Annotated in this window: 12 protein-coding genes and 1 pseudogene; 7 read left to right on the top strand and 6 right to left on the bottom strand. The window is 71.4% G+C overall.

The window, feature by feature from the left end; translation table 11 throughout:
- Positions 1-5: 5 nt before the first annotated feature.
- Positions 6-2690 (top strand): nitrate reductase, encoded by a 2685-nt coding sequence (locus MNOD_RS13640; RefSeq protein ID WP_015929491.1) that lies wholly within the window; start codon positions 6-8, stop codon positions 2688-2690.
- Positions 2691-2729: 39 nt separating this feature from the next.
- Positions 2730-4250 (top strand): siroheme synthase CysG, encoded by a 1521-nt coding sequence (cysG, locus tag MNOD_RS13635; RefSeq protein WP_050783511.1) that lies wholly within the window; start codon positions 2730-2732, stop codon positions 4248-4250.
- Positions 4251-4415: 165 nt separating this feature from the next.
- Here cysG and serA read toward each other — a convergent pair whose 3' ends face one another.
- Positions 4416-5660, bottom strand: a complete 1245-nt coding sequence (serA, locus tag MNOD_RS13630; RefSeq protein ID WP_015929489.1) for a phosphoglycerate dehydrogenase — start codon at positions 5658-5660, stop codon at positions 4416-4418.
- A 187-nt stretch (positions 5661-5847) separates the two neighbouring features.
- Here serA and MNOD_RS43180 point away from each other — a divergent pair, with 187 nt between their 5' ends.
- Positions 5848-6441 (top strand): SCO family protein, encoded by a 594-nt coding sequence (locus tag MNOD_RS43180; protein WP_015929488.1) that lies wholly within the window; start codon positions 5848-5850, stop codon positions 6439-6441.
- On the opposite strand, the pseudogene MNOD_RS50610 reads toward MNOD_RS43180, so the two are convergent.
- A pseudogene (locus MNOD_RS50610) lies at positions 6385-8283 on the bottom strand (glycosyltransferase family 2 protein); the annotation flags it as partial. The gene MNOD_RS43180 and the pseudogene MNOD_RS50610 sit on opposite strands and share 57 nt — an antisense overlap.
- A 110-nt stretch (positions 8284-8393) precedes the next feature.
- Between MNOD_RS50610 and MNOD_RS13620 the strand changes: the two are divergent.
- Positions 8394-9233, top strand: a complete 840-nt coding sequence (locus MNOD_RS13620; protein ID WP_015929486.1) for a transporter substrate-binding domain-containing protein — start codon at positions 8394-8396, stop codon at positions 9231-9233.
- A gap of 16 nt (positions 9234-9249) precedes the next feature.
- A complete protein-coding gene (locus tag MNOD_RS13615) occupies positions 9250-9897 on the top strand; it encodes a glutathione S-transferase family protein (protein WP_015929485.1) in 648 nt (215 codons plus the stop codon).
- A 406-nt stretch (positions 9898-10303) separates the two neighbouring features.
- Here the strand turns inward: MNOD_RS13615 and MNOD_RS13610 are convergent, their stop codons facing one another.
- Positions 10304-10861, bottom strand: coding sequence for a DUF924 family protein (locus MNOD_RS13610; RefSeq protein WP_015929484.1), 558 nt, complete (start codon positions 10859-10861; stop codon positions 10304-10306).
- A gap of 173 nt (positions 10862-11034) precedes the next feature.
- On the opposite strand from MNOD_RS13610, the gene ilvC reads away from it, so the two are divergent.
- Both ilvC and MNOD_RS13600 read left to right on the top strand, forming a co-directional pair.
- Positions 11035-12054: a ketol-acid reductoisomerase gene (gene ilvC, locus MNOD_RS13605; protein ID WP_015929483.1), complete on the top strand. Its 1020-nt coding sequence runs from the start codon at positions 11035-11037 to the stop codon at positions 12052-12054.
- 149 nt (positions 12055-12203) lie between these two features.
- Positions 12204-12857 carry a pyridoxamine 5'-phosphate oxidase family protein gene (locus MNOD_RS13600; RefSeq protein ID WP_015929482.1) on the top strand — a complete coding sequence of 218 codons (654 nt, stop codon included), beginning with the start codon at positions 12204-12206 and terminating at the stop codon, positions 12855-12857.
- A gap of 435 nt (positions 12858-13292) precedes the next feature.
- Here the strand turns inward: MNOD_RS13600 and MNOD_RS13595 are convergent, their stop codons facing one another.
- The 3 genes from MNOD_RS13595 to MNOD_RS13585 form a co-directional block, all read right to left on the bottom strand.
- Entirely contained in the window at positions 13293-13736 is a 444-nt protein-coding gene (locus tag MNOD_RS13595; RefSeq protein WP_015929481.1) for a VOC family protein, read from the bottom strand.
- Positions 13737-13882: 146 nt separating this feature from the next.
- Positions 13883-14878 (bottom strand): fumarylacetoacetate hydrolase family protein, encoded by a 996-nt coding sequence (locus tag MNOD_RS13590; RefSeq protein WP_015929480.1) that lies wholly within the window; start codon positions 14876-14878, stop codon positions 13883-13885.
- A gap of 138 nt (positions 14879-15016) precedes the next feature.
- Complete coding sequence (locus MNOD_RS13585) at positions 15017-16075, bottom strand: zinc-binding metallopeptidase family protein (RefSeq protein ID WP_015929479.1); 1059 nt, start codon at positions 16073-16075, stop codon at positions 15017-15019.
- Positions 16076-16212: the final 137 nt, after the last annotated feature.

The raw sequence follows: 16212 nt of genomic DNA, 5'->3' as shown, positions 1-16212 counted from the left end.
ATCCCATGAACCTCCACGTCCCGGACCTTGCCCCGCACCTTGAGCCGGTCCGCACCACCTGCCCCTATTGCGGCGTCGGCTGCGGGGTGCTGGCGCGGCCGGACGGGCTGGGGGGCGCCAGCGTCGAAGGCGATCCCGAGCATCCGGCGAATTTCGGCCGCCTCTGCTCCAAGGGCTCGGCGCTCGGGGAGACGCTCTCGCTCGACGATCGGGTGCTGCACCCGATGATCGCGGGCAGGCGCGTCACCTGGGAGCACGCCCTCGACGAGGTGGCGGCGCGCTTTGCCCGCATCGCGGAGGAGCACGGGCCGGAGGCGGTGGCCTTCTACCTCTCGGGCCAGCTCCTCACCGAGGATTACTACGTCGCCAACAAGCTCGCGAAGGGCTTCATCGGCACCCCGCATGTCGACACCAACTCGCGCCTGTGCATGTCCTCCGCGGTGGCCGCGCATCGGCGCGCCTTCGGCTCGGACACGGTGCCGGGCTGCTACGAGGATCTCGACGAGGCGGATCTCCTGGTTCTCGTCGGCTCGAACGCCGCCTGGTGCCACCCGATCCTGTTCCGCCGCATGCTCGACGCGCGGGCGAAGCGCGGCACAAGGATCGTGGCGATCGATCCGCGCCGCACCCAGACCGGCGAGGAGGCGGATTTTTTTCTCGGGATCAGGCCCGGCAGCGACACGGCCCTGTTCTCGGGCCTCCTGGTCCACCTCGCCGAGAGCGGCGCCCTCGATGAGCGCTACATCGCCGACCACACCGCCGGTTTCGAGCCCGCCCTCGACCGCGCGCGCGCCATCGCGCCGGACGTCGCCGCCACCGCCGCACTCACCGGCCTCCCGCGAGCCGAGGTGCAGGTCTTCTTCGACCTGTTCCGCACCACGCCCCGCGTGGTCACGGCCTTCTCGCAGGGGGTCAACCAGTCGTCGCAGGGCACCGACAAGGCGAACGCCATCATCAACTGCCACCTTGCCACCGGCCGCATCGGCCGGCCCGGCATGGGGCCGTTCTCGCTCACCGGGCAGCCCAACGCGATGGGCGGGCGCGAGGTCGGCGGGCTCGCCAACATGCTGGCCGCCCACATGCACTTCACGCCCGAGGAGGTCGATCTCGTCCGCCGCTTCTGGCGGGCGCCGCGGATCATCACGGGCGAGGGCCTGAAAGCCGTCTCCCTGTTCGAGGCGATCGAGCGGGGCAAGATCAAGGCCTTGTGGGTGATGGGCACCAACCCTGCCGTCTCCATGCCGCGGGCCGACCGCGTGCGCGCAGCCCTGCGCCGGCTCGACACGCTGGTGATCTCCGAGGCGGTCGCCACCACCGACACGCTGACGGCACGGGACGATGCCATCGTGCTGCCGGCCCTCGCCTGGGGCGAGAAGGACGGCACGGTGACGAACTCGGAGCGCCGCATCTCCCGGCAGCGCCGCTTCCTCAAGGCTCCGGGCGAGGCGCGGGCCGACTGGTGGATGCTGGCAGAGGTCGGGCGCCGCCTCGGCCACCGGGAGGCCTTCGCCTGGCCGAACGCGGCGGCGGTGTTTCGCGAGCATGCGGCGCTCTCGGGCTTCGAGAATGCGGGCAGCCGCGACTTCGACCTCTCGGGCCTCGCCGAGATTCCGGACGCCGCCTACGAGGCCGCCCGCCCGGTGCAATGGCCGCTGCCCCGCAAGGCGAAGAGCGGGCGGGCGCGCCTGTTCGCCGACGGCCAATTCTTCACCCGCGACCGCCGCGCCCGCTTCGTCGCCGTGCAGAAGCCGGTCCTGGCCGATCCGACGAGCGAAACCTTCCCGTTCCGCCTCAATACCGGCCGGGTGCGCGACCACTGGCATACGCTCACCCGCACGGGGAAGAGCCCGCGCCTCTCCGCTCACCGCGCCGTGCCCTTCGTGGAGATCCACCCGGACGACGCCGCGCGGATCGGCCTCGCGGAGGGCGACCTCGCCCGCGTGAGCACGCCCTACGGCCATGCGGTGCTGGAGGTCATGGTGACGCCGGGCGCGCAGGCGGGCGCGCTCTTCGCCCCGATGCACTGGAGCGAGACGACCTCCTCGGCCGGCCGCGTCGGGGCACTGGCGCAGGGGGCGGTCGACCCGGTCTCGGGGCAGCCGGAGCTCAAGGCGACATCGGCGGCGATCACCCCCGCGCCGATGCGCTCGCGCGGCTACCTGATCACCCGGGGGCCGGTCGCGGCGCCGCCGGGCTGGTGGTGGGCGCGGGCCGCCATCGAGGGCGGCTCCGGCCTGATCGTGGCGACTGACGACGGGCCGGCTGAGGCCGCCGCCCTGATGCGCCGGTTATTTCCGGAAGCCGGCTTCAGCGAGTATGCGGACCCGGCCTGCGGGGTCTACCGCGCCGCGGCCTTCGCGGACGGGCGGCTCGTCGGCGCGCTGGCGCTGGCGCCTGCCGGCGAGCGCCCCTCCTTCGAGGCGGCGAAGGCCTTCTTCCGCACGCAGGAATTGCTGGAGCCGGCCGCGCGCCGCGCCCTCATCTCGGGGCGGGCGGAGACCGGCGGCGCCGGACCGCTGGTCTGCGCCTGCCACACGGTCGGCCGCGACGCGATCCTCGGCACGATCAGGGCGGGGGCGCAGAGCGTCGAGGCGGTGGGCGCGGCCTGCCGGGCCGGCACCAATTGCGGCTCGTGCATCCCTGAGATCCGCAAGCTCTTGGCCGCCGAGCTTGCGCCCAGCCCGGCCTGAGCGCATCGTCCGGACACTTTTCCTCGTATGTCGACACTCATGAGTTCCCCCCGCCTTCCGCGCGAGACGCGCTCCTCCGGCCTCGAGCCCCTCGCGGTGCTGCCGGTCTTCGTGACGCTCCAGGGCAGGCGGGCCGTGCTGGCGGGCGCCAATGGCGGTGCCGCCTGGAAGGCGAAGCTGCTGGCGGCAGCGGGCGCCCATGTGGACGTGTTCGCGCCCGAGCCCACCGACGAGCTGCGGGCAGCGCCCGCCGAGACGGTCGCCGGGCGCATCGTCCTGCACGAGCGCGACTGGAATCCGGCCGACCTCGACGGCGCCGCCTTCGCCATCACGGCCCATGAGGACGAGGAGGAATGCGCCGGCTTCGTCGCCGCCGCGCGGCAGGCGGGGGCTATCGTCAACGCCATCGACCGGCCGCATCTCTGCGACGTGTCCTTCGGGGCGATCGTCAACCGCTCGCCCCTGGTCGTCGGCATCTCGACGGAGGGGGCCGCCCCGGTCTTCGGCCAGACCGTGCGGGCGCGCATCGAGGCGATGTTGCCTGCGGGCTTCAAGGCCTGGGTGGCGGCGGCCCGCGACTGGCGCGCGACGGTCGGCGCCCGCTATCAGGCTTTTGCGGAGCGCCGCGCCTTCTGGGAGCGCTTCACCGACCGCGCCTTCGCCGAGCCGGACCGGGCGCCGCGCCGGGCCGACCTCGACGACCTGATGGCAGAGACCGATGCCGGTCCGCGGGGCGGCTCCGTGGTGCTGGTGGGGGCGGGGCCGGGCGATGCCGAGCTCCTGACCCTGAAGGCCCTGCGCGCCCTGCGCAGCGCCGACGTGATCCTGTACGACGACCTCGTTGCGCCGGAGATCCTCGACTATGCCCGGCGCGAAGCCCGCACCATGCTCGTCGGCAAGACCGGCCATGGCCCGTCCTGCCGCCAGGACGACATCAACGCGCTGATGGTGAGCCTCGCCCGGTCGGGCAAACGGGTGGTGCGGCTGAAGGCGGGCGATCCGCTGGTCTTCGGCCGGGCCGGCGAGGAGATCGAGGCCTGCCGGGCGGCGGGGATCCCGGTCTCGGTGGTGCCGGGCGTGACGGCGGCGCAGGGGGCGGCCGCCTCCCTCGGCTTCTCGCTCACCCACCGCGACGCGGCGCGCCGCCTGCAATACGTCACGGGCCATGACCGCCGCGGCGCCCTGCCGGACGACCTCAACTGGGCGGCGCTGAGCGAGCCGTCCGTCACCACCGTGATCTACATGCCCAAGCGCACCCTCGGCGCGCTGCTCGCCCGCGCGGTCGCGGGGGGCCTGCCTCCCGGGACGCCCGCGCTCGCGGTGTTCAACGCCACCCGGCCGGAGCAGGTCGTGGTGCAGGGCAGCGCGGCGACCCTGGCGGATCGGGTCGCGGCGAGCGGTGCCGAGGGGCCGGCCATCGTGATGGTGGGCGACGCGGTCGGGCGCGGCGCGCGGGCAGTCATCGACGAAGCCGCGGCGTTCCTGCCGGCCGACACTGTTTCCGATGACACACGGGCAGCACCGGAACCCCTCTCCCGAGTGGGAGAGGGGCAGGGGTGAGGGTGCTATGCTTCCGGATTAAGCGCTGAACATCGAGCTGGCAGCAGGACGGTTCAGGATACTTGCTGCACCGTCTCCACCCTCACCCCTACCCCTCTCCCACTCGGGAGAGGGGTTCCCGCAGTGCGTCCCGCGACCTTTCAAAGGAGCGGGGCGCCTGAGGCGCTACCGCCGCTCGTACAGCAGCCGCGCCCGGATCGTGCCTTCGAGTTCCCGGATCTCCTCCAGCAGCGCATCGGCGTCGCCCAACGCGTCCGTCTCGATGACGACGTAACCGACCTCGCCATCCGTCTGATAGAACTGGGCCGCGATGTTGATGCCGTTGCTGGCGAAGACGTCGTTGAGCCGGCGCAGCATGCCGGGAATGTTGCGCTGGACGTGGATGTAGCGGGTGCCGAGCGGACGGGCTGCGAGCTGCACCTGCGGGAAGTTCACCGCGCCCACCGTCGAGCCGATATCCGAATAGTCGACGAGCTTGCGCGCCACCTCGGAGCCGATGCGCTCCTGCGCCTCCTCCGTCGAGCCGCCGACATGCGGGGTGAGGATTACGTTCTCCAGCCCCTGGAGCGGCGAGGTGAAGCGCTCGTGGTTCGACTTCGGCTCGACCGGGAAGACGTCCACGGCGGCGCCGCGCAGGTGGCCGTCGCGCAGCGCGCTCGCCAGCGCCTCGAGGTCCACCACCGTGCCGCGGCTGTTGTTGATGAGGTAGGCGCCGGGCTTCATCGCCCGGATCTGCGCCTCGCCGATCATGGTGTGGGTGGCGGGCGTCTCCGGCACGTGCAGCGACACGACGTCGCTCTGGGCCAGAAGCTCCTCCAGGGTGTCCACCGGCTCGGTGTTGCCGTGGCGCAGGCGGTCGGTCAGGTCGAAGAAGATCACCCGCATGCCCATCGCCTCGGCGAGGTTCGAAAGCTGCGAGCCGATATTGCCGTAGCCGACGATGCCGAGCGTCTTGCCGCGCACCTCGAAGGAGTTCGCCGCCGACTTGTCCCAGCCGCCCGCATGGGCGGAGACGGAGCGCGGCACGATGCGGCGCAGCAGCATCACGATCTCGCCGATGACCAGTTCGGCGACCGACCGGGTGTTGGAGAAGGGCGCGTTGAAGATAGGGATGCCCCGGCGGCGGGCCGCTTCGAGATCCACCTGGTTGGTGCCGACCGAGAAGCACCCGACGGCGATCAGGCGGTCGGCCGCCTCGAGGGCCGCCTCGTCGAGCTGCGTGCGCGAGCGGATGCCCAGGATATGCGTGCCCTTGAGCGCCTCGTGCAGGTCGGTGGGACCGAGGGCCTTCGAGAGCCGCGTGACGTTGGTGTAGCCCGCCGCGTTCAGCAGCATCACCGCACTGTCGTTGATTCCTTCGAGGAGAAGGACGCGGATCTTGTCCTTCGGGAGCGAAAGTCTGTTGGTCATCGGGGTTGTCTCGTCGGTGCGGGGGCGCAGCGCCGGACCGATAGGAGAGGCGCGGGCCTGACGCAACCGACCCCGGCCAGAGGCAGGGCTGCGCTCCACGCGGAGCGGGGCGACGGCATGCCTCCTTGCGGCCCGCGATGTGGCGTGGTGAGCCGGCGCCCGACCTTCGAGCCGGAAGCTTCTGCCCATGTCCCTCTCGCCCGCGTTGCGCCGTGCCGCGATCCCGCTCCTCGCCTTCGCCCTCGGCCTCGCCGCCCTGGGGCTCGTCGCCGTGACGATGCTCGGGCGCCCGGCCGTCACGGCGAGCGGCGTCGGTGGTCCCTTCACGCTCGTCAACCAGGACGGGAAGACCGTGTCCGAGAAGGATTTCGCGGGGCGGACGCATCTCGTGTTCTTCGGCTTCACCCACTGCCCGGATGTCTGCCCGACGACGCTCCAGCAGATCTCCGACGTCCTCGCCGCGCTCGGCCCGAAGGGCCGCGACATGAAGGTCCTCTTCATCACCGTCGATCCCGAGCGCGACACGCCGGAAGCCCTCAAGCAGTACCTCGCGAGCTTCGACCCGCGCATCGTGGGCCTGACCGGCTCAACCGACGCGGTGGCGGGTGCCGTGAAGGCCTATCGCGCCTATAGCCGCAAGGTGCCGCTGAAGGACGGAGACTACACGATGGAGCATACCGCGCTCGTCTACATCATGGACGGTGCCAACAACTTCGTCGGCTCCCTCAACCTGATGCGGCCGGCGTCCGACGCCGCCGCGGAGGTCGCGCGGCGGCTCTGAGGAGCAGGGCCGCGCCGCCAGGGCCCCGCTGCGCGAGGTTCTCGCGCGGCCGTGCTCGGTCTTGTTCCACCGGGACGGGGCGAGGACGAGTTCGGCCAGGCTGAGCCAGGCCGCGACGCTCATGAGCCCGTAATAGACGGGCAGCACGCAGATCCAGGGCAGGAGACCCCACCAGCGCCGCTGGAGGCAGCCGCGGGCCGCCGGCAGCAGCAAGGCGGCGAGCCCTGCGCCGAACAGGACGAGGCCGAGCGCGGTCACCATGTTCACCCAGAAGCTCGGATCGGGCTCCGCGGGCGAAAGGACGATCCGCCATCCGGCGACGGCGAGCAGCGCCGGATAGACCAGCGCCGAGACGACGGTGCCCGGGATCAGCGCCAGGGCGCAGAGGCTCCCCAGAGGACCGAGCGCGGTCGCGGCCGCGGCGGGCCGGCGGCTATGCGTGATCGTGGTCTGGACGAAGCCCTTCATCCAGCGGACGCGCTGGCGCAGCCAGGGCCGGATCTCGGCCGGTGCCTCCTCCTCGGTGGAGAGCGGCAGGTCGCCGACATGGTAGCCGGCCAGCGCGAGACGCAGGCCGAGATCCGCATCCTCGGTGACGTTCCAGGCGTCCCAGCCATGCAGCGTCCGCAGGGTCGCGGTGCGGAAATGCGTGGTGGTGCCGCCGAGCGGGACCGGCAGCCGCCAGGCCGCGAGGGCGGGGATCAGCACGTCGAAGAGCGCGGTGTATTCGAGCGTGAAGCAGCGGGTGAGCCAGGAATCGCCGGTGTTGTCGATGACGAGGCGGCCCTGCAGGCAGGCCGTCCGCGGGTTGGCGCCTGCGAAGATCGCCGCCGCCATGCGGAGCTGGCCCGGATCCGGCACGTCCTCGGCATCATAGACCACGAGGTACTCGCCGCGGGCGAGCGCCAGCGCCACGTTGAGAGCGCGCGGCTTCGTGCGCGGCAGGCCCGGGGGCGCCACCACGATCTCGATCCAGGGCGGCAGGGCGCGGGCGGCGAGCGCGCCGGCCGTCTCGGCATCATCCGCCTCGAGGACGAGCTTCACGTCGAGCTTGGCGGCCGGGTAGTCCAGCCTTTCGAGCGCCCCGATCAGGTGGGGCACGACGGCGGCCTCCCGGTGGAGCGCGACCAGCACCGTGTAAACGGGAAGATCCGCATCCGCGGCACGCGGATAATCGGGAACCGGCAGCGGTGGCTCGATCACGGCGGCGAGACGGAAGAGCATCATGCCGAGGAACAGTAGGTTGCCGGCCGCGAGGGCCGCGCCCTGCAGGGCGGCCGGGGCGTCGAGGAGCAGCGGCACGGCCGCGAGCGACAGGCCGAGCGTGAGCCCCTGCGCGGGCAGCAGGCCCGGCCGATACGCCCAGTCGGGCGCGCGGACCTCCAGCGTCTCGGCGGCCCGGCGGGCCGCCTCCGCCCCGTGAAGGTGCAGCACCGCCGCGCGCAGGCGGGCCGGCGCCGTGATGGCCGGGGGCCGGCCTCCGCCGTGGCGGAGAAGCTCGGCGATGGCGGCGCCCTGCGGCGCCAGGACCAGCGTTCCCCAGGGGCCGGGCCGGAGAGGCGCGGCTCCCGCCAGGACGCTGTCCGGGTAGCGGGCGCCGGGCGCGAGGGCGAGATCCTCGAGATACGGGGAGCCGAGGGCGCGGGCGAGCGCGCGGTAATAGGCATCCTCGCTCATCAGCCCCGCCCGCAGGAGCGCGGTGGCCCCGTCGGTTCCGGCCCGGTGGGCCTCGCCCATGGCGTGAATCAGGATGTCCGGGCGCACGCCCTGCCAGAGCAGGAAGGCGAGTTCGAGCGGGAAACGGAGGGTGCCGGCCGTGCCGGCTCGCGGTTCGAATGACACCCGGACTCCCGGCGGCAAAGGATCGTGCTACACGAAAGCCCATGGGCCTTACCCGCACCGACCCCGAAGCCGCGCGCAACCGTTGTGCAGATCGTACAACCGGAAGATCGATGACGCAAGGGAAGGTATGGTGGCTGCTCTGTCTTGGTCTCGCGCTGTCGCTCGCAGACGGGGCGGCGGCCGAGACGGTGACGATCCCGAATTTCTGGAATCCGCGCGCCCGGCTCGAACGGCCGCAGCCCCCGCAGACGACGCGCGCGGTTCGCTTCCTCACCGACGACGAGTTTCCGCCGCTGCATTTCACGGGTCCGGACGGCAATCCGACCGGGTTCGCGGTGGAACTCGCCCGGGCGGCCTGCGAGAAGCTCGCGCTCACCTGCACGGTGCAGGCGCGCCGCTTCGACACGCTGCTCGACGCGCTGTCGGCCAACCAGGGCGACGTGGTGGCGGCCGCGATCCCGCTGACCCCTTCGTTGCGCGCGAACTTCCTCGCCACGCGGCCCTATTTCCGCTGGCCCGCCCGCTTCGTCGCCCGCACGGACCGGGGCGTGCCGGAGCCGGACGCGAAGGCGCTCGCCTCGCGCAGCGTCGGCGTCCTCGCGGGCACGGCCCATGAGGCCTACCTGAAGACGTTCTTCCGGATCACCCCACGGGCCTTCCCGGACCTCGGCTCGGCCGAGGCGGCGCTCAAGCGCGGGGAGATCGACTACCTCTTCGCCGACGGGGTGTCGCTCGCCCTGTGGATCGGCGGCGTCGACGCGGCCGGGTGCTGCGCCTTCGCGGGTGGCGACTACCTGGAGAACCGCTATTTCGGCGAAGGGATCGGCCTCGTCACCCGCAAGGAGGACGAGGTGCTGGCCCGCGCCCTCGACGACGCCCTCCAGCGCCTGTGGGACGAGGGCAAATACGCCGAACTCTACCTGCGCTTCTTCCCCGTCAGCCCATTCTGATCTCCTCGAGGATACGATGACCGAACCATTGCGGCTCTACTACTCGCCCGGCGCCTGCTCGCTCGCGCCGCACATCGCCCTGGAGGAGACCGGCGCGCCCTACGAGGCGGTGCGGGTGAATCTCGCAGCGGGCGAGCAGCGGGAGCCATCCTACCTCGCCGTCAACCGGAAGGGCCGGGTGCCGGCCCTGGCGGAGGGCGACTGGGTGCTGACCGAGAACCCGGCCGTGCTGCGCTACATCGCGCAGCGCTTCCCCGCGGCGGGGCTGTGGCCGGAGGATCCGCGGGCGGAGGCGCGCTGCGCCGAGTGGCTGGCCTGGATCGCCTCGACGGTCCACGTCGCCTACGCGCATGTCCGCCGGGCGGAGCGCTATGCCAGCGGGGAGGCGGCGATCGCGGAGGTGCAGGCCAAGGGCCGCGAAACCTGCCTCGATCTCTGGAGCATGGTCGAGGCCGGGCTGTCCCGCGGCGGCTGGGCGCTCGGCGAGCGCTACAGCGTGGCCGACCCCTACCTTCTGGTGTTCTGGACCTGGGGGCGCGGCCCCACGCTCGGCTACGACATGGCCCGGCAGTTCCCGCGCTGGACCGACCACGCCCGGCGCATGGCGGCGCGGCCGGCGGTGCAGCGGGCCTTTGCCCGGGAAGGTCTGGCGCTGCCGGAATAGAACGGCACCGGCCGCGTTGCGCCGACAAGGTCTGCGCGGCCTGCCTGGGATCCGCGACGATCCTCGATCGAAAGCTCACCATGTTCGGGTGCGGCACGACGCTTGGCGCATCCTGACGCTTCATCCGTCAGGGTCGGCTCGGCCGGTGGCGAACGAAGAAAGCCACCCCTCAGTCCCGCAAGACGATCCTGGAGGCCAGAACGGCCCTCATGCTGAGGTGCAGCCGAAGGCTGCCTCGAAGCACCCCTGAACCGATCTCCCATCACCGGAGACTCGGACCAGCGTTCAGGCGTGCGTGCCGGCTGATGCCGGCCAGAGGCCCGCTGCGGTGCGATCTTCGATCGCCAGCACCTCAGCATGAGGAGAGGGGGCGGCTGCCAGAGGAGGGGGCGCCCATGCGGCCGCCTCAGCCGCGGAACGCGTCCTCGCCCGCCAGATAGGCCCGCTCCTCCGGCGTCTCGGCGCGGCCGAGGATCGGGTTGCGATGGGGGAAGCGGCCGAAGCGGCGGATCAGGTCGTGATGCTCGCGGGCGGCATCGAGGTTGTCGGTCAAGCCCAGCGCCTCGAACAGCGCGAGGCTGCGGTCCTGATGGGCGGGGTCCTCCGCATGCATGAAGGGCATGTAGAGGAAGGCGCGCAGCTCCGGCTCGATCGCCCGGTCGTGCCCGCGCGCGAGGGCGCGCTCGGCGGCGGCGCGCGCCGCCGCATCGGTGGCATAGGCGCGCGGCGTGCCGCGGAAGAGGTTGCGCGGGAACTGGTCGAGGAGGAGGACGAGGGCGAGCGCGCCCTCCGGATCCGCCTCCCAGGCCGCGAGGTCGCCGCGGGAGGCCGCCTCGTGCGCGGCGCGAAAGGCGTGGCAGGCCGCATCGAAGTCCGGATCCGCCGTGAACCAGCGCCCGGCTCCCGCCGCCCGCCAGAAGCCCACCACATCGCCCGGTGCGATCACGTCCAGCCTGCCGGTCACGGTCTCTACATGCCTCGAGGTTTCTGCAAGACGCGCACCCGACCTGCGCGAGTCACGCCGCAATCCCTATTCCCTGTCGCGAACCGCCCGGCTAAAAGCCGCCAGATCGCACGGCCGCTCCAGCGCCCGGAGCGTCCCATCACCTCCACCAACTCGATCAAGGGGGAGCCGCCATGCGGGTCTATTACGATCGCGACGCCGACATCAATCTCATTAAGGGCAAGAAGGTCGTCATCGTCGGCTACGGCAGCCAGGGCCACGCCCACGCGCTGAACCTGCGCGATTCCGGCGTCAAGGACATCGTCATCGCCCTGCGCAAGGGCTCGGCCAGCGCCAAGAAGGCCGAGGCCGAGGGCTTCAAGGTCATGGAGGTCGCCGACGCGGCGGCCCAGGCCGATGTGGTCATGATGCTCACGCCCGACGAGCTGCAGGGCGACATCTACCGCGAGTCCCTGCACAACCAGATGAAGCAGGGCGCCGCGCTCCTCTTCGCCCACGGCCTCAACGTGCACTTCAACCTGATCGAGCCCCGCAAGGATCTCGACGTGCTGATGGTCGCCCCGAAGGGCCCGGGCCACACGGTGCGCTCGGAGTATCTGCGCGGCGGCGGCGTGCCGACCCTGATCGCGATCGCCCAGGACGCCTCGGGCAATGCGCATGATCTCGGCCTCTCCTACGCCTCGGCGAATGGCGGCGGCCGCGCCGGCATCATCGAGACGACCTTCAAGGAGGAGTGCGAGACCGACCTGTTCGGCGAGCAGGTCGTGCTCTGCGGCGGCCTCGTCGAGCTCATCAAGGCGGGCTTCGAGACGCTGGTCGAGGCGGGCTACGCCCCCGAGATGGCCTATTTCGAGTGCCTCCACGAGGTGAAGCTGATCGTCGACCTCATCTACGAGGGCGGCATCGCCAACATGAACTACTCGATCTCGAACACGGCCGAGTACGGCGAGTACGTGACGGGCCCGCGCATCATCACGCCCGAGACCAAGGCGGAGATGAAGCGGGTGCTCACCGACATCCAGTCGGGCACCTTCACGCGCAACTGGATGCTGGAGAACAAGGTCAACCAGACCTCGTTCAAGGCGACCCGCGCCCGCAACGCCGCTCACCCGATCGAGGAGGTCGGCGAGCGCCTGCGCGCCATGATGCCGTGGATCAAGGAGAAGGCGCTGGTCGACAAGACCAAGAACTGACCGTCTTCCGGTTCGTCCTCACGGCCGGCTCCGCGACCCCGCGGGGCCGGCTTTTTCGTGCCCGAAGGCCCGATTGCGCACGGATCCCCCACGGCTAAGGATCCCGCCCGCCGCCCCGCGGCCCAACGAGAACGACGGAGGAGGACACCATGGGCTCGCTCTATTCGGAGGCGCATCGCGCCCTCCAGGAGGAATTCGGCACGACGAAGCTCGCCGAGCGCCTCGACCAGGACCATGTCCACGACACGATCCTCGACGAGGAGCGGGCCTTCATCGAGGGGCGGGACATGTTCTTCCTCTCGACCGTCGACCCGGCGGGCAACCCGACCGTCTCCTACAAGGGAGGATCGCCCGGCTTCGTGCGGGTGGTCGACCCGACGACCCTCGTCTTTCCGGGCTATGACGGCAACGGCATGTTCTACTCGATGGGGAACATCGCCGGGCAGGGGCGGGTAGGGCTTCTGTTCATCGACTTCGAGACCCCGCACCGGCTGCGCCTGCAGGGCACGGCGCGCCTGGAGCGCGAGGACCCGCTCCTCGCCGAATACCGGGAGGCGAAATACCTCGTCCGCGTCGACGTCGCGAAGGTGTGGGTCAACTGCCCGCGCTACGTCCACACCTACCGGAAGGTGCAGGGCTCGCGCTACGTGCCCGAGGCGGGCCGCGAGACGCCGCTCGCGCTCTGGAAGCGCCTCGATATGGTGCAGGACGTGCTGCCGGAGGCCGATGCGATCCGGGCGCGCGAAGAAGGCGTGATCGACGTGGCCGACTACACGGCCCGGATCCTCCGCGGCGAGGGCTGAATAGGAACTTCATGCGTGGAGGCCGCCCCGCTCCTCATGCTGAGGTGCAGGCGATCTGCGATCGCCTGCACCTCAGCATGAGGGCCGGTAGGGCTGCCCCAGAGGGGAGCGCTCATTCAGCCACGGTTTCCAGCCGCGGTTTCATCCGTCAGGGTCGGCGCAGCCGGTGGTGAACTGATACCGCCGAGCGGATGAAGGGTCTCTCGCGGTTTCGGGGGCGGGGGCTTCGCTCCGCTGGAGACTGGGGGAGGATGAGACGCGCGCAGCCTCAATGCCCGCTGCGATGCTTGGAACGCGCTCACCCCCGAGCGCCGGCGCTCCCCCATCAACCAGCCCTGGATCCAAAACGGCATGTCATAGGCAGGTGCGACGCGCTTGCGGGCAGCCGGCGGCCGGCGCTCGCCAGGGCCTAAGGCTGCGAGCGGCTGCGCCGGATCACGGCGTCGGGTAGGTGATGAATTCCATCAGCGATCCGTCAGGATCGCGGAAGTAGACGCTGATCCCGGGGCCGGCCGCGCCGCTGCGGCGCACCGGCCCGAGCTCGACCGCGACGCCGTGCCGGCCGAGATGCGCGATCGCCTCCTCGATCGGGCCGGACCAGCGGAAGCAGAGATCGCTGCCGCCCGGCATCACCGGGATGCGGGCCCGCGGCGCGCCGATCTGACCCGGCCCATGGACGTTGAGCTGAACGCCGCCGAACCGGTAGGCGAACCCCTTGCCGATCGGGATCGGCTCGGCGCCGAGGACGTCGCGGTAGAAGGCCGTCGAGCGGTCCCAGTCCGAGACATGGATGACGCAATGGTCGAGATGAATCGCCGGCCGCAGGGGCAGGTCCGGGAGATCCTCGGCGAGGTCGGGGAGGGGGTTGGGATCTGGCATCGCGGGCTCGTCCGGGAGGGCCGGTCCTGACAGATAGAGTCTGTCCGGAAGAAGTGGACACCTTGTCTCCGGCACCGGTTTCCCGGCACCGGCTCTCCGTCCGGACAGATTTTCGCGCGCCGGCCCCCCGGCATGCCGGCGCGGCGTCAGCCGGCCACGTCGTGCTCGAGGGCGCCGAAGACCGCGTGGCCGGCGCGGTCCTTCACCTCGATGCGCAGGCGGTCGCCGGGCGTGAGATACGGCAGGTGGGCCCAGCCCGAGGCGAGGATCTCGGTAGCCCGCGCTTCGGCCAGGCAGGCATGGCCCGCGCCGCCCTCGGCGACCGGGCGGCCGGGGCCCCCGTCGATGCCGCGGTTCGACACCGGTCCAGCGCTGATGAGCGTGCCGGCTCCGAGCGCGTGCCGGCGCGCCGCCTCCACGATCAGGGCGATGAAGTCCGCACCGAGATCCGCCCCCGGATCGAGGCGGCCGAGGAGCGCGCCGTTGCGGGTCACACAGAGCGGCCGCTGGACCATGCCATCCCGCCACGCCTCGCCGAGCTCGTCGGGCGTCACCGCGACCGGGCCCAGGCTCGCGGCGAAGCCTGGGGCGAGCGGCCCGTCGAGGTCGAGCCCGTCCGGTTTGAGGCGGTCGCGGCGGATCACCTCGCCGATCAGCGTGACGAGGCGGATCGCCCCCGCCGCCTCCTCGGCACCTGCTCCCCGGGGCACGTCGCCCATGATGACGGCGAATCCCGCCGCGAGGTCGAGGGACGCGGCCGGATCCGCCGGGATCGGGTCGCGCGGGCCGAGGAAGCCGTCGGAGACCGCCTGCCGCAGCAGCGCATCCGCGTCGGTCGGCGCTTCCGCGCCCTCGGCCTGCCGCAGCAGGCTGCGATGGCCCGGCCAGGCTGCCGCATGCAGCCGGGCGAAGGCGCGCGGCAGCGGCGCCGCGCAGTCATGCTCGTGGAATCGGAAGGAGGGCACCGAGCCGTGTTCGAGCTGCTCGGCCAGAGCCTCGAGGGCAGGCGCGTAGCGCGGCCAATCGTCGAGGGCCTGCTGCAGCGTCGGCACGACGATGAAGGCGTCGGTGGCGCGGGTGAGGTCGCGCGACACGACGACGAGGCGGCCGTCCCGGCCGTGCGCGAGGCTGGCGAGCTTCATGCGGCGTTTCTCCTTGGCCCGGCAACCGGAAGGCGCCGATGGCGTCGGACGCGTCCCCGCGGGCTTGTCCGCAATCATGGATGCGTCCGGCTGCCGGCGCCAGAGCGGCATCCGCTCCGCCGACCGCTGCCCTGCCGCTCAGACCCGCCTATGGACGAGGTCGTGGATGAAGCCGAGCTTGGCGATGACCGGCGGGGTGAGCACGAAGGGGTAGAGGTCGTTCAGCCCCATGGCACGGTTCACGCAGTTGAGCGCGAAGGTGACCGGAAGCCACGTGCTCACGATCTGGTCGATGCTCTCGGCCGCGTAGGGATCGAAGCCGATCCGCGCCGCGAGCGTGCCGGTGGCGTCGAGGAGCGGCTGCACCTGCATGCCGAAGGCGCTCGCCATCTCCAGCGTGTCGACGATGTGCAGGTAATGCGCCCAGGTCTCGGCGAAATCCTCCCACGGATGGGTGGTGGCATAGGCCGAGACGAAGTTCTCCTGCCAGTTCGGCGGCACGCCCTCGTTGTAGTGGCGCTGCAGCGCCTCGTAGTAATCCTCGGAATCGTCGCCGAAGACCGCCCGGCAGGCCTCGAGCTTGCCGGCATCCCGCACCAGCACGTCCCAGTAATGGTGGCCGACCTCATGCCGGAAATGGCCGAGCAGCGTGCGGTAGGGCTCGCCCATGGCGGCGCGGCGCCTCTCGCGCTCGGCGTCGTCCGCCTCGACGACAGCGATCGTGACGACGCCGTTGTCGTGCCCGGTCATCACCTTGGGGCCATCGGCCGGCGGGTCGGCGAGGAAGTGGAAGATCAGCCCGTGCTCGGGATCCTCCGCGCGCGTCTTCAGCGGCAGCTTCCAGCGCAGCAGCGTGTAGAACAGCCGGTGCTTGGCGATCTCGATCTTGCGCCACGCGTCGAGATGGGCGGGGTTCGAGATGTCCGGGATGGTGCCGTTGTGGCGACAGGCGAGGCAGAAGGCGTCGTCCGAGCCGGGGGGCACCAGCCAGTTGCAGGCGTCGTGCACGGCATTGGCGCAGAAGCGGCTCGGCCGATCGGGGGCCGCGAGCGGCGTCCAGGCGTCCCCGCCCGCGGGCTTCAGCGCCGAGAGCGTGCCGGTTTCCGGAAGGTAGGCGAGGCTGTGGCCGCAGAGCCCGCAGCTGCGGTTCTCGAAATACAGGATGTTGCCGCAGGACTGGCACTGGAAGAGTCGCATCGGGACCTCGCCGCCACGGGGATCGGGATCTCTGGCGCCGAACGGCCCAGCCCTGATGGCCAAACGGGTCGGCGGCCTTTGGGATCCCTCAGGCTGCGCTATGTCGGTGTCGGTCCGGGGCGCTTCCGTCCCGCCCG

Origin of the sequence: Methylobacterium nodulans ORS 2060, from assembly GCF_000022085.1 — a bacterium.
Lineage (GTDB): Bacteria > Pseudomonadota > Alphaproteobacteria > Rhizobiales > Beijerinckiaceae > Methylobacterium > Methylobacterium nodulans.
The sequence above is the reverse complement of the archived record's forward strand: the minus strand, read 5'-3'. Positions and strand labels throughout refer to the sequence as shown.